The sequence below is a fragment of the Paenibacillus qinlingensis genome, from assembly GCF_031455095.1.
Classification (GTDB): domain Bacteria; phylum Bacillota; class Bacilli; order Paenibacillales; family NBRC-103111; genus Paenibacillus_E; species Paenibacillus_E qinlingensis_A.
On the sequence record NZ_JAVDSB010000008.1, the window covers coordinates 58,157 to 71,470 of the forward strand.

A 13,314-nucleotide genomic window follows, 5' to 3' on the forward strand; every position below is an offset into this window, starting at 1 on the left:
AGTGCCTACGACCGATTGCGCTTGCTTGCGCACAATGATTGTGCGCTAGGGCGGTTACCACGACGGATTGCGCTCGCTTGCGCACAACAATTGTGAGCTAGGGCGGTAACTGCGACGCTTTGCGCTCGCTTGCGCACAACAATTGTGCGCTAGGGCGGTGACTGCGACGCTTTGCGCTCGCTTGCGCACAACAATTGTGCGCTAGGGCGGTGACTGCGACGCTTTGCGCTCGCTTGCGCACAAGAATTGTGCGCTAGAGCAGTTACCCGCCAGCGAAATGGAGAAAGTGGTTGAATGGACTCGATTGAGATTTCCTCATTTCACCCGGACGGAATCCTTGCCCATAATCGTCTCGATCATGCGCATCAAATCTTTGGTCGGATCGACCCGATACTGGTCGCTCAAGGCCAAGAGCTTGTTGCTGCTTTCATAGAAAAGCGCAACCGCGAGCTGGCCCTTATGCAGCTTCAGCAGCGCCTTTAGCTGCAAAAGCTTATCCGGCTGCTCACAGTCAGCCGTGATCTTGACGAACACGCGCTGCGGCTTCGCCTCAGCAGCGGCGGGTTCGACCCGCGCTGGCGCAGCGCCAGCGCGAGCCGCCTGCGGGGCAGCCGCGCGCGGCGCACGATCCCTGACATCGTCAGGGGATCGGCGTGCCGCAGGCTGCCGGCGAAGCCGCTGGACGGCCTCCGGGTCGTCCAGCGCAGCTAGCTGCTCCGCGAGCAGCTTGGGCGGGTCCTCGTCCTGAAGCTGCAGCTTCGCACGGACGAGGACGAGCCTGCCCTTCCCTACGAGCGGAGCCGACTTCTTCCAGGTCTCGGGGAACAAGACCACCTCGACCTTGTCAATGCGATCCTCCAGCTCCATGAACGCCATCGGATCACCTTTTTTGGTGACGATGGTCTTATTCGAGAGGATCATCCCAGCAACCAGAACATCGCTATGATCTGGTAGCTCTGTCAGCTGATGCAGCATCACGGCATCCAGTTCGGCAAGCTGCTCCGTATACGTATCCAGCGGATGGCCAGAAATGTACATGCCAAGCAGCTCTTTCTCCAGCTCAAGCTGCTTGGATTGCGGCATCGGAGGGATGTTCGGCACCTCGACCTCCCAATTCGGCTCTTCAACGAATCCGAACAAGTGAAGCTGTAAATCATCTCGTTCCTTGCGCCATTTCGTAGCGGAGGCAATGGTTTCATCGAGAATAGCGAGATGCTGAGCACGATGACCGCCGAGTGAATCGAAAGCTCCGCCTTGAATCAGCGATTCAACAACACGTTTATTAACTACACGGAGGTCGACCCTGCGACAGAAATCAAGCAAACTTTCGAAAGGAGCTTTCTTTCGCTCACTAAGAATGGCATCGATGGCTTGTGTACCGACATTTTTGATGGCTGCCAAGCCGAATCGAATAGCACCAGCCTTAGAATCCGGCGTAAAGACCGTTCCGCTGCCGTTCACATCTGGTGGCAGAACAGCTAGCTTCACACGTCGGCATTCATCCACATACTCAGCAACCTTGCGATGATTCCCCATGACGGCGGTCAGCATCGAAGCCATGAAATAAATCGGATAATGCGCTTTGAGATAAGCTGTTTGGAAAGCCAGCACCCCATAAGCTGTTGCATGCGCACGCGGGAAGCCGTAATCGGCAAAACGCACGATCATATCATAGACCAGGTTAGCTTCGTCCGCGTTAAAGCCTTGTCGTAAACTTCCCGATACGAAATGTGTACGCTCTTCATCGAGGACTTCGCGCTTCTTTTTGGACACAGCTCTACGTAATAAATCCGCTTCTCCTAAACTGAAACCTGCCATCGAAGACGCAATTTGCATAATTTGCTCTTGGTACACGATGATGCCGTAAGTGTCCTTAAGAATGGGCTCAAGTGTTGGATGTGGATAAACAACCTCAACCTGTCCGTGTTTACCTGCTATATATTTAGGAATAAACTCCATCGGGCCCGGACGGTACAAGGCTAAGACGGAAATAATATCTTCAAATTGGGACGGCTTCAAGTCCTTGAGAACCTTACGACAGCCTGTCGATTCTAACTGAAATACGCCTGTTGTTTCCCCTTTGCTGAGCATCTCATAGGTAATATCATCGGAATCCATATTAAGGAGATTGAAGTTAACGTGAATCTCTTCCATTTGGGCCAGCCAATCGACCGTTCGTTCAATAATGGACAGCGTCCGTAAACCTAGGAAATCCATTTTGAGAAGTCCGATCGCCTCTAAATGCTCCATTGTATATTGGGTGAGTGCCGTCTGTGTCGTCCCTTCTTGTAAAGGCACGTAATGCGTCAGCGGCTCTCGCGAAATAATGACACCAGCAGCATGCGTTGAGGCATGGCGCGGCATCCCTTCAACTCGCATAGCCATCTCCAGCAGTTCTGCGGTCTTAGGTTGTCTAGCTACCATTCCTTTCAAGTCAGAGCTCGTCTGCAGCGCTTCCTTCAGTGTCATTCCAAGCTGATTAGGAATTGCTTTAGCAGCCCGATCCACGTCCCCGTAAGGAACGTTAAGTACGCGCCCGACATCCCGAACCGCAGCTTTCGCCGCCATCGTTCCGAAGGTAATAATTTGCGCTACATGCTCATGTCCATATTTGGCAACGACATAATCAATAACTTCATCCCGCCGCTCATCACTAAAATCGATATCGATATCAGGCATGGAAATCCGTTCCGGATTCAAGAATCGTTCAAAGAGCAGCTTATACTGCAAGGGGTCCACATTCGTTATGCGCAGTACATAGGCAACTAAGCTTCCTGCGGACGACCCCCGCCCTGGTCCTGTCATGATCTGTTTCTCGTGAGCGAATCGAATAAAGTCCCATACAATCAAGAAGTAATCGGAGAAGCCCATGTTCTCGATGACACCAAGCTCGTAGGCAAGGCGATCTTCCGCCTGTTTCCGAAGGGGATGACTCGGATCCTGCCACTCTGGCTTGCTCCCATAACGCTGCTCCAGACCTTGTTTGCATAGCTCCTGCAGATAAGCACCTGCTGTTACATGATCTGGAATCGGGCTAAAGCTCGGTAAAATCGACTTCCCGAACGTCAGTTCGAGATCACAACGCGAAGCAACCACAGCTGTATTCGCAAGCGCTTCAGGCACATGGACGAATAAACGCCGCATCTCTTCCTCGCTTTTCAAATACATCTGGCTTGTCCCCATCTTGAGCCGATCCGTATCCTCTACGGTTTTGCCCGTCCCAATACAAATGAGGATATCCTGCATCACATGATCTGGCTCTGTTACGTAATGGACATCGTTCGTCGCGATTAAAGGAATACCGGTTTCTTTGCTAAGTTCAATCATGGAAACCATCACTTTTTTCTGTTCAAGCATGCCGTGATCTTGGATTTCTAGAAAGAAATCGTCTCCGAAAATATCACGATAACGCTCTGCCGCTTGGCGAGCCTCATCATAGCGGTTATGAAGTAAATGCTGAGAAACCTCACTTCCTAAACAAGAGCTTAGGCAAATCAAACCTTCCGAATACTGGGACAGATGTTCTAAATCAATTCGCGGTTTATAGTGAAAGCCCTGTAGATGTGCAATCGACGTGAGCTTCATGAGATTCTGATAGCCTTTTAAATTTTTGGCAAGCAAGATAAGGTGATAAATGGGCTGCTCCTGCCGTGTTCCTTTATCCCGAATGGAACCCGCAGTGAAGTAAACTTCACACCCGATAATCGGTTTGATCCCACGTTGTTTACAAGCTTTGTAGAACGCTATGGCCCCATACATGACACCATGATCCGTCAAAGCCAGAGAGGTCATGCCAAGATTAGCCGCTTGTGAAACAAGCTCCTCCATGCGTGCCGCACCGTCTAACAAACTATATTCACTATGTACGTGCAGATGTACAAACGAACTCATCCGTGGGTCCCCCCTTCTTATTGAATTATTTCCAAGCATTTTATCATATTGGAGCTAGCCAGTCCCATACAGTAGTAGAGAGAGAGTTTGTCCTCCCAACTCAGTAGAAAGGAAGCGATTGGCACATGGCTGGCTTTTGGGCAAGTATTATCATGTATTTCTGTATTGCATTTGGGGTTGTATTCGGAGGAAGTATGCTAAGCGGCATCGCTGCCGTATTGACCTTGCAATCTCCAACTGAGAAAATGCTGACCATTTCAGAAAATATCAAGATCTGGGCTATGGTTGCTGCCGTTGGCGGTACCATAGATCCAATCCGTTATATTGAAAGTCATGTGGCCATCGGCCATCTCAACCCGGCAATCAAACAAGTTGTCTATATCATCGTTGCTTTTACAGGGGCACAGTTCGGAACTGCGCTCATCCAAATGATCTGCAAGGGGGGCCATCAGACTTGAGAGTCCCTCCTTTTGCCCGATACCAACGACTGCTTGCGAGCTTCGGATTACTGTTGTCGGGAGCGATCATTGGGAGCGCGGTCTATATGAGTATTCATCAACACACGTATAATGAGTTATATGTGCAGTTGCATAAGGTTTTACAGGAGAATGAAAATCTAACTTCCGATATCGCTAATTTAAAAAAGACTAAAAATAATCAAACACTTGTCAATGTAGTCAATGTGCATCTGCTTCCCAAAAATGACACCGACATCTTTAGTGATGACATTCAAAAAGAAATTGAAGGAGATATTAAAAGCGAACTTAAAGTCGTCATTGGCCAGAAGGCCTCGTTTGTTGGCGATGCCCAGCCACTCTATGAGCGTATGATTACGCAAAGAACGTATTTTCTTCATGATAAAAAATATGTGGTCCAGGTCAAATCTATTGTGCTGATTCAGACAGAATTAACGATTTGGATCACTGCCGAGGAGAAAAAGACCTAACAAGAATTGGGGTCTCATCTTGCAATCCTGTCCTAAAATCGCTAAAGTTAATTGTAAATTCAACGATAAGGGACGGATTGTCGCCATGCACGCTATACAATTGACGTTATTCATTCTTATTTGCCTCATGCTCGGACTTACCTTGTTCTATAGCATTCGCTCACGTCGCGAGCCAGATGCCGCCAAACGAGGCTTGTATACGGCTCGTATGAACATCTTCATGGGGCTTATGCTCGTGCTCATTGCGGTTACGCAGATCTTCTTCTTCAGCGAATCCAGCTTCCGCCGTATTTTTGGCACGGTACTCGTGTTGATCGGCGTTTTCAATGTTTTCGTTGGCATCCGTAATCATGGGCACTTCGATCGTTTGCTGCGCTAGATCACTTGAGCGGTTAGCATCGCCTTGGAAACCAGCGCACCTGCATGATAAATCTCTACATCTATCTTGCCAAATTTACGGCTCACCTCAATGATGGTGGGTCGTATTTCTATTTTGGAATCAATCTGAAGCGGCTTCAGAAAATAGGTCGACATGTTATCCATGACGAGATCCCCCTTCTTATGCTCCTGCACGATGCGGTATGCCGCCTGCGTCATAAGCGTTGTAAGAACACCTTCGGATACCGTCCCCAAATGATTCGTCATCTGCGGTGTAATAACCCCATGAAATTGCAGTTTGCCCTTCTCATCTCTAACCTCTTCCATCCCGGACCAGATCAAATCTTCAAAAGTTTCACCGTTCTGCGGCTGTTTCTGAATGGATTGCATCGCCTTCAAGATATCGCTGCGATTGAGCACGCCGACGATTTTGCGATTCATATCCACAACGGGCAAAAGCTCAATACCTTCCCACACCATCATGTGGGCTGCCGAGGCGACTGAAGTCTGCGGAGAAACGGTCAGCGGATTGCGTGTCATCAATTTGTCGACAGATTGCTGTGCGCTCGCACCGACCATATCTTTGGAAGTCACAACACCGATAATGCGATTCCACTCATCGACGACAGGAAAGCGGCTATAGCCCGTATCTTCGGACATGCGCTGCCAATCTTTCAATGTACTGTTCGCCTTCAAGGCGAAGAGCGCTGCACCAGAGGCGAGAATATCTTCTACGAGCATGATTTTCTTTTTGATCAAACGATCATAGATAGCTCGGTTAATCATGGAAGCGACGGTAAAGGTGTCATAGCTGCTTGAAATTATCGGCAACTCCAGCTCATCCGCCAGAACTTTGACCTCTGGGCTCGTGTTAAATCCACCTGTAATGAGAACGCCTGCGCCTTGCTCGAGGGCACACAAGTGAGCCTTATTCCGGTTACCTACAATGAGTAAGCTGCCTGCCTCAATGTAGCGCATCATCGCATCTTGCTCCATCGCGCCGATGACGAACTTGTGCAGCGTCTTATGCAGTCCCTTCGCCCCACCGAGCACCTGACCGTCCACCATATTCACAACCTCGGCAAAGGTTAGTTTGTCTATGTTCTGGCGCAGTTTCTTCTCCACACGCACGGTTCCGATCCGCTCTTTGGTCGAAACGAGTCCTTGATTCTCGGCCTCTTTAATCGCGCGATAGGCTGTACCTTCGCTAACTTCCATATTTTTGGCAATTTTACGCACAGAAATCCGACTGCCAAGCTTCAAGTCTTCAATATGCCGCAAAATCTGCTCATGCTTCGTTAATGTATCGACCGAATGTGCATCCAACTGTTACACCTCATTCACTAGATCCTGTATTAGTCTGTACTACTAGTATAATCGTTCTAACGGTTAAGAACAATGAGGGTTATGGAGAATGGGAGAATGCAAAACATCCAACCCTATTGGATTGGATGCTCTATTTTCATTATAGCAAACATGTGTTCGATGTCAAAACTTTGTTGTTACTTGCGGAATTGTAAAAGCTTCCGTCTGCCCTGCACAAGCTGCTCCATTTGCCATTTCTTCATCCGATTGATACGCAGCTGTTGTTTGCGTTTTTCTTCATCAACACCAAGAATTTGATGTAAATGCGCGGCAATGATAAGCAGGGCCATCACGAGCCAAATGACACTAAAGATCATCGGCAAGGAACCAACCTCGCGAAATTGTAATTTGGGAATGGAATAAAATAACATACCGACGGCTAAGCCCATGTACACGACATTTTTGAAACCTTTCAAAGGAATCACTCACCTTTCGCTCAAAATAACCTCGAACCATTCTCTACCTATTGCCATTGTATGAGACAAGTTCTTGATATATGAGCGTATGGGTCGTATTGTGGTCAAGTTTATTCCACTTCGTAGCCCTGGCTGCTCAGAAAAGCTTTCATATGCTTCCTTGGTCGCTGCACTTTCGCAGCCATTTCCTTGGTCCACGTCGTATCGACTTTGCCGTCGGTACGCAAGTTCATGTAGCCGCGGATCGTCTCGTCGTACGACTCGACCGCGGCTGAGTTCGGCGTGTACCGATTCTCGTGGTACACAGCCTCCAGCGGGAGCCGCGGGCGTTGCAGCGGCTCTTGATCCGGCATGCCGATGCACATGCCGAAGATCGGGTACACGAGCTGGGGCAGGCCCAGCAGCTCGGATACTTCCGCGGGCTTATTGCGCAGCCCGCCGATATAGCAGACGCCGAGGCCGAGTGACTCGGCGGCGATCGCTGCATTTTGCGCAGCTAATGCAGCGTCGACCGTGGCAATGATGAGATTCTCAGCATTGCCGGTGACTGGCGTGTCCACGTGTCTCTGGACCGCCCCCGCGAAGCGGTGAAGGTCTGCGCACCACACGAGGAAGAGCGGGCACTCGCTGACGTAAGCTTGATTGCCGGCTAGCTCCGCTAGCTGGCTTTTCATATGCTCATCGGACACGTGAATGATGCTGTACGCCTGCATATTACTTGACGTGGAGGCAGCCTGGGCAGCGCGGATAATGGCCTCTCGCTGCTCACTGCTAACGGGCTCTTGGGTAAATTTTCGAATGGAACGATGATTTTGTAGAAGTTCAATGATTGCATTCATGAATGGAATTCTCTCCTTTATCTCTTTTCTCCCAGTATCCTTGAAAATTGAGCAATTTTCAAATTTTGCTAGGGCGGGAGTGCTTTGGGAATGTAACTAGTTTGCTCGCTGTAACGGATGTGCAGGATGTCACTAGTCTGCTGGCTGTAGCGGATGTGTGGAATGTGACTAGTTTGGTGAATTGTAGGGATGTGAGGAATGTGAGTGACCTGTTTGCTGGCTATAGCGGATGTTTAGTAATGCAACTACTGTGATTCTGTAACCTGACCCCTTAACTTTAGAAGGTAAGGGGATCAAAAAGATGCAAAAGTGCAGCTTTTTTCCACATTTCGGCTCAAAACTAGCAAATAGATGCGAATATGCATCTTTTTTCCACATATTTATGGTTTTCATGAGAAATCTACTTAAAAAACTGCATATTCGCATGCATTTTCCATTTACGCGAAAAAGCTCCCGCAAAAGATGCATATTCGCAGTTTTGTGGGAGCTTTTTTTGTGGTTGTGTAAGCACTTTTCGCGAGCAAAAAAAATTTACGGGAGCTACGTTTATAAGAATCGAGGACTTGCGGTTGTATCTGTTCCTGCATCTGCATCTGCATTTACCTTCACCTAGCCAACGAAGTCCGCTCTCACTTGAAAAGCAGCTTTCTTCCCTTCCGATATAACAAAGTCAATATCCACGGTATGGCCACAATCAAAACAAACACGATGGCATTATAAGCATTAAATAGTAGAATCGAGCCCGGCATATGCACCTTATATTTCCACAAGGAGAGCAAAGCAGGATGCATCAAGTATACGCCGAAGGAAACCGACCCCAGCGAGACGAAAAATTGCGCAACACGCTTCCATCTTACTAGAAGCTCCTTCGCCATCCAGATCATGCTCACGCCTATGCCCAGATTGTAGATTAGCCACGCGATCTCATACCACGTATTTTCAAAGGAATAGCCCCGCGATGCTAATAGATAAAGCCCTGTGTATACCAATCCGCTTACGATGGAAGCTGGAATGACCCACCCTTTGTTGCGGTCGAGCCACGCACGGAAATTGCTATAGTTCATCCCTATGGCACCGCCAACGAGGAAGTAGCCAAAATAGGTAATGCACAACTCCGGTTTATGGCTAATAGGACCGACCCAGTGACTGTAAATGTAGACACCTGCTTGAATCGCTAACCCCCAGAATGCGAGCGTTTTACGAAACCATGCGGCATTTCTTACTGCCCACACGAGCAGTGGAAACAACAAGTAGAACTGCACGATAATGATCATAAAATACAAATGATAGCCAGAATCTGCCCATTTTAACTGCTCGAGAAAGACCTTCAGATCTATTTTAAAGGGATGCCCTGGCGTCCACAGCCACGGATTATATATATAGTAGAAAAACGACCAAACAATATAAGGAACAAGCACTTGCCTAACACGTTTCCAATAGAAAATGCCTGCTTGCTTAGCGCTCCAATTATCTGCATAAATATAGAACAACACAATGCCGCTCAAAAAGATAAAGACAGGAACTGCGAAATAACTTATTTTGTTTAAAAATAAAACAAGCAACTGCGTGCTGCTGCCTTTCAAAGCTGGATCCACGGTCCAATCCGCCGTTACATGAATCAGAACAACAGCAAGGATCGAAATTGCTCTAACAATATCAAGCTCTGTGATTTTTGCTTTTGCCATATGGGTTTATTATCCTCATTTCCTTATAAATACCCTTTAACTATAGACATTTTCGACATGTTTCGCAACAAGGGAATATGTAAAAGAGCCCCAATCCAAGGGATTGAAACTCTGCGTCACAAATGTTTGGTTGGACCTAACTTAACTTGACGTTTTCGTATGGATTGTTGCATCCGCAATACGGTTAAACCAAGAAGGATGATGGCTGTTACCACGTACATCAGGATTGCCCAACCTTGCTTACTATCTGTTCCTAAAAAGAATCCATGGAGTAACAACAATGCAAAGATCGGATAGGACAACATATGCAGAGCCAGCCACAGCTTTCTTTTTAACTTATGCCGAATATCCGTTGTCAATAGAACAAGAAGTAAGCCATACATCGCGATTGTACCTAGGCCATTCCATAACGGGCTATTTGCCGCATGAAAAGGGATTAGGAGTTCAGCCCAGTCGAAAGGCATGAAAGTATCTATAATGAGAAGAACCGTGTGAAGAAGTGCGAAGCCCATTCCTGTTATATTGGCATAAGTGTGCCATCGAAGAAGTAGGCCCTTACGGTGCCCTTTAATAGTAGGAAAGCTATAGCTAATCCCCATTACCATGCCAATGAACAAGGTGAGATAGGATAGGATACCGAATGATCGAATGAGCATCCAAGTAGGTAATTCAACCAACATATGAATCATAGGCATCTTACTCCTTTCAGACCTGTCCAGAATAATTCCATGCTGCCGAAACGCGGCTTCACATGCCACATATCACCGGCTGAGGTGAACATTAGAGCTTCCATTCCCTGGGCCTTGCTCTGAAAGAGGGGGACACCATCCTCAATACCTTGCATACACAGCACTTTGGCCCATACTTCACATGCAATCAAATCTTGACCAGCGACGGTGCACTGCACCACATCGGATAGACTGGGCTGCATCGTACGTGTGTCAATGAGGTGATGCCTCTCTCCTTCACTCGTTTGCCAACGTCTATGCCATTTACTCGAGGTAGCTACAGCACCCGTTACAAGCTCAACCGAAGCTTCTTGAGACGTATCCGATACATCCGATGCATAGGGATTTGCAATACCAATACACCAGGGCTCCTTCTCCGATGATCCTCCCCACACGGCCACATCGCCGCCTGCATTGATGAAGCCTCTATTCACTTGCCAATCCATCTGTAGGTGATTCGCTGTGTGTTGTGCGGTCCAGCTCTTCACGATCCCGCCAAAATCCAACCGATGTCCCTCCGGGATGCGAACTGATTTCATTCTAGCATCTACTAGCAGTGACCTGCCTAATTGGCCGAGGGGCTGCTGCTGCTGTTCAATCTCTACACGACTATCTTGTATGTTCTCAAAAGAATGTCTATATCCGGCCTGCGCTATCGCTTGTCCAACACCGATATCAAAAGCGCCATTCGTGTGTTCCTGATAGTACTTCGCTAACTCAAGTACCTCGAGCATACTGTCAGAAACGAAACTTAGCTGCCCGCTTCTCGCATTGAGATACGAACATTCACTTGTAGAAAGAAAACGGCTAAACCGTTGTTCTGCCTGCACGAAACGATTCAATACGGGGATTTCAAGCTCAGCCAAAGGCACATCGGATTCCAGAAGGAGCTGCACCTGTGCATTCATGGATCGAAATGTGAGTTCGTGAAACATACGATATCAACTCCCTTCCTAGCTCCAAAAGACTAGGATGCACGGCTTTTAGTATGGGGCTTTATTTGTGAAAGGGATTGCGAGAACGAATCATCCGTCTCATTCAGTTGGTCGCGGCTTCGTCCCGTGCGCTCCATTTTCGCAGGTGCATTTTTATCGAGAGGTTCTGATGATGAGCTATCTTGCCTTGGTTGTATTGTAACGGGGACGATAGGCAGCTTGGCATTCGCCGCTTCGCGAACAGCTGCTAGGAACTCTGGGCTCTCTTTGACTTCTTGAAACAAATAAACCACAATCATCGCGATAACGATTGCAATCTGCCACTTCGTCCATCTCGAGGATACTTTCATACCTCATCCATCCCATCTCAACGATTAAGAATCTAAGCTCATTATACGCGGTTATGGGCTTAAAATCCTGAATAATTCCTAAAAAATGGCTGAATGCTCCCTGAAGTTATGTTTGAAGAATGGGCGCTTTCCTGCAGAAGCCTAGGCACAAAGGGAAATATGTCCTCATATGATGGAGTAGTTTACTTTGCTTGAGCAGTAATACCATTGTGACCATATGAGAAAAGATACGTTTTCGACGAACGAAAATAGCTTTCTTGTTGGCGATAAAATCTAACTTTCCCGGGGCCCCGCAAAGGTCACTTTGTAGGGGAGAATAGCGGTCGATCATCCTTGAATGACCTCGATAGGGATTTTCTCATGCTGGAAGGAGTGTTCACTATTGACCAGAACGAAAGTTGGCGTATCCATTCAAAGCACCAGCATTTATTTGGATGATCGGACCGTTGTTCTAAGTGCAGCCATTGCAAAAAAATGGAAAGTTCCATCCAATCAAATGATTAACATGCGATTCGGCTCTTATCAGCAGGATGTCAAAGTGGTCACAGCTGCTGTACCGAATAGCCTCCGCGTCGACCCTGCGCTTGCATCTAAGATAGGTCTTCAACAAGGGGCTCGGCTTACGATCAACTATAAGCCAACTTCGAATACAATGTCGATTGGACCCTTAATTGGCGTAATGATTAGCCGCGTTAATGCGAGTTCCCAGAGTCGCCCATTCGGTCCAATTACCACCTTTTGCAAAGAGTTGACTGTTGCTTGTGATCAATTAGGGGCTAGTGTATGTTTCTTCCCACCCAAAGAAATGCGCGCCAATCCCCAATCCATTTCTGCTTATTCCTACGCAAATGGCTCTTGGAGTAAAAGAACGTTCCCTATTCCGAATGTCATCTACAATCGACTCACCTCACGCAAGTACGAGAATATGACCAATGTCCAGCAGTTCATGAAAGACGTCAAATCTCGCTATGGCACGGAAATTTTTAATGAGAAATATTTGAACAAAACAGAGGTGTTTGAGGCTTTACGCAAAGATAGCTCATTGCATACCTACTTACCTGAGTCTCATCTTTTCAAAAACTTTCAAATGCTGAAATCTATGGCCGGCCGCCACAGCACGTTATTCCTTAAACCAATTACTGGAAGTCTTGGCAATGGCATTATTCGTATTCGAAGAGATGGCCTTGGTGAATCGTATACAGCTCATTCAACTAGTCTTGCTGGTGTACGCAGACAAACGTTCCCTTCTTTGCTAGCCGTGTTTCAATCCATTTCTGGGAAGCTGAAAACGCAGCGCTTTCAAATTCAACAAGGGCTTGATCTCATTACAACCGAGGGAAATCCAATTGATTTCCGTGCACTTGTACAGCGGGGGGAAAAAGGAGAATGGGAAATTACTTCCATTGTCGGTCGGATTGCAGGTGCGCAGCACTTTGTTTCCAACTTGGCACGAGGCGGATCCTTATCCACGGTACCGGCAGCGTTAGCCAAAGCCTCGTTCTCGACAACTGCAGCCCGCGCCTCCATTATACGTCGATTACGCAAAGCCTCGTTGGATATCGCTAAAGGAATCGAAACTCAGATTCCCAGTCATTTCGGTGAACTAGGCATTGATCTTGCCGTAGATCGATTAGGTAGAGTTTGGCTGCTTGAAGTGAACTCCAAACCTTCGAAAGACGATAATACAGCTCTTAACACGGATAATACTAAAAATAAAATTAGGCCTTCTGTCAAAACATTAGTCAAATACGCTCGCTTTCTAGCGAAGTATTGAGGTGAAT

The 13,314-nt window shown here is 47.5% G+C and carries 12 protein-coding genes; 4 read left to right on the top strand and 8 right to left on the bottom strand.

Annotation, left to right across the window (positions count from 1 at the left end; all coding sequences use genetic code 11):
* Positions 1-315 precede the first annotated feature (315 nt).
* Complete coding sequence (locus tag J2736_RS20375; RefSeq protein WP_310500422.1) at positions 316-3,891, bottom strand: DNA polymerase III subunit alpha; 3,576 nt, start codon at positions 3,889-3,891, stop codon at positions 316-318.
* A 125-nt stretch (positions 3,892-4,016) separates the two neighbouring features.
* Here J2736_RS20375 and J2736_RS20380 point away from each other — a divergent pair, with 125 nt between their 5' ends.
* The 3 genes from J2736_RS20380 to J2736_RS20390 all read left to right on the top strand — a co-directional run bounded on the left by J2736_RS20380 (position 4,017) and on the right by J2736_RS20390 (position 5,216).
* Complete coding sequence (locus tag J2736_RS20380) at positions 4,017-4,349, top strand: YtrH family sporulation protein (RefSeq protein WP_310500423.1); 333 nt, start codon at positions 4,017-4,019, stop codon at positions 4,347-4,349.
* Positions 4,346-4,837, top strand: coding sequence for a hypothetical protein (locus J2736_RS20385; RefSeq protein ID WP_310500424.1), 492 nt, complete (start codon positions 4,346-4,348; stop codon positions 4,835-4,837). The genes J2736_RS20380 and J2736_RS20385 overlap by 4 nt, the downstream gene beginning before the upstream one ends.
* Before the next feature lie 85 nt (positions 4,838-4,922).
* On the top strand, positions 4,923-5,216 hold the full coding sequence (locus J2736_RS20390; RefSeq protein WP_310500425.1) for a YtpI family protein: 294 nt from the start codon (positions 4,923-4,925) through the stop codon (positions 5,214-5,216).
* Here J2736_RS20390 and J2736_RS20395 read toward each other — a convergent pair.
* The 7 genes from J2736_RS20395 to J2736_RS20425 form a co-directional block, all read right to left on the bottom strand.
* Positions 5,213-6,541: a DRTGG domain-containing protein gene (locus tag J2736_RS20395; RefSeq protein WP_310500426.1), complete on the bottom strand. Its 1,329-nt coding sequence runs from the start codon at positions 6,539-6,541 to the stop codon at positions 5,213-5,215. The two genes, J2736_RS20390 and J2736_RS20395, sit on opposite strands and share 4 nt — an antisense overlap.
* Before the next feature lie 176 nt (positions 6,542-6,717).
* A complete protein-coding gene (locus J2736_RS20400) occupies positions 6,718-7,005 on the bottom strand; it encodes a hypothetical protein (protein ID WP_310500427.1) in 288 nt (95 codons plus the stop codon).
* A 101-nt stretch (positions 7,006-7,106) separates the two neighbouring features.
* The gene (nfsA, locus tag J2736_RS20405) at positions 7,107-7,835 is read right to left on the bottom strand and encodes an oxygen-insensitive NADPH nitroreductase (RefSeq protein WP_310500428.1); all 729 of its coding nucleotides are present in this window, start codon (positions 7,833-7,835) and stop codon (positions 7,107-7,109) included.
* A 629-nt stretch (positions 7,836-8,464) separates the two neighbouring features.
* The gene (locus tag J2736_RS20410; RefSeq protein WP_310500429.1) at positions 8,465-9,520 is read right to left on the bottom strand and encodes an acyltransferase; all 1,056 of its coding nucleotides are present in this window, start codon (positions 9,518-9,520) and stop codon (positions 8,465-8,467) included.
* A 116-nt stretch (positions 9,521-9,636) separates the two neighbouring features.
* The gene (locus tag J2736_RS20415) at positions 9,637-10,209 is read right to left on the bottom strand and encodes a ferric reductase (protein ID WP_310500430.1); all 573 of its coding nucleotides are present in this window, start codon (positions 10,207-10,209) and stop codon (positions 9,637-9,639) included.
* Positions 10,206-11,183, bottom strand: coding sequence for an FAD:protein FMN transferase (locus J2736_RS20420; RefSeq protein WP_310500431.1), 978 nt, complete (start codon positions 11,181-11,183; stop codon positions 10,206-10,208). Before J2736_RS20420 ends, J2736_RS20415 begins: the two co-directional genes overlap by 4 nt.
* Positions 11,184-11,215: 32 nt before the next feature.
* A complete protein-coding gene (locus J2736_RS20425; protein ID WP_310500432.1) occupies positions 11,216-11,533 on the bottom strand; it encodes a hypothetical protein in 318 nt (105 codons plus the stop codon).
* A 382-nt stretch (positions 11,534-11,915) separates the two neighbouring features.
* Between J2736_RS20425 and J2736_RS20430 the strand changes: the two genes are divergently transcribed.
* A complete protein-coding gene (locus J2736_RS20430) occupies positions 11,916-13,307 on the top strand; it encodes a YheC/YheD family endospore coat-associated protein (protein ID WP_310500433.1) in 1,392 nt (463 codons plus the stop codon).
* The last annotated feature ends 7 nt before the right edge of the window (positions 13,308-13,314 follow it).

Bases quoted from the DNA above. Each gene is read 5' to 3' on its own strand.
- J2736_RS20375 (WP_310500422.1), bottom strand. From the start codon at position 3,891: ATGAGTTCGTTTGTACATCTGCACGTACATAGTGAATATAGTTTGTTA.
- J2736_RS20380 (WP_310500423.1), top strand. From the start codon at position 4,017: ATGGCTGGCTTTTGGGCAAGTATTATCATGTATTTCTGTATTGCATTT.
- J2736_RS20390 (WP_310500425.1), top strand. From the start codon at position 4,923: ATGCACGCTATACAATTGACGTTATTCATTCTTATTTGCCTCATGCTC.
- nfsA (WP_310500428.1), bottom strand. From the start codon at position 7,835: ATGAATGCAATCATTGAACTTCTACAAAATCATCGTTCCATTCGAAAA.
- J2736_RS20410 (WP_310500429.1), bottom strand. From the start codon at position 9,520: ATGGCAAAAGCAAAAATCACAGAGCTTGATATTGTTAGAGCAATTTCG.
- J2736_RS20415 (WP_310500430.1), bottom strand. From the start codon at position 10,209: ATGATTCATATGTTGGTTGAATTACCTACTTGGATGCTCATTCGATCA.
- J2736_RS20420 (WP_310500431.1), bottom strand. From the start codon at position 11,183: ATGTTTCACGAACTCACATTTCGATCCATGAATGCACAGGTGCAGCTC.
- J2736_RS20425 (WP_310500432.1), bottom strand. From the start codon at position 11,533: ATGAAAGTATCCTCGAGATGGACGAAGTGGCAGATTGCAATCGTTATC.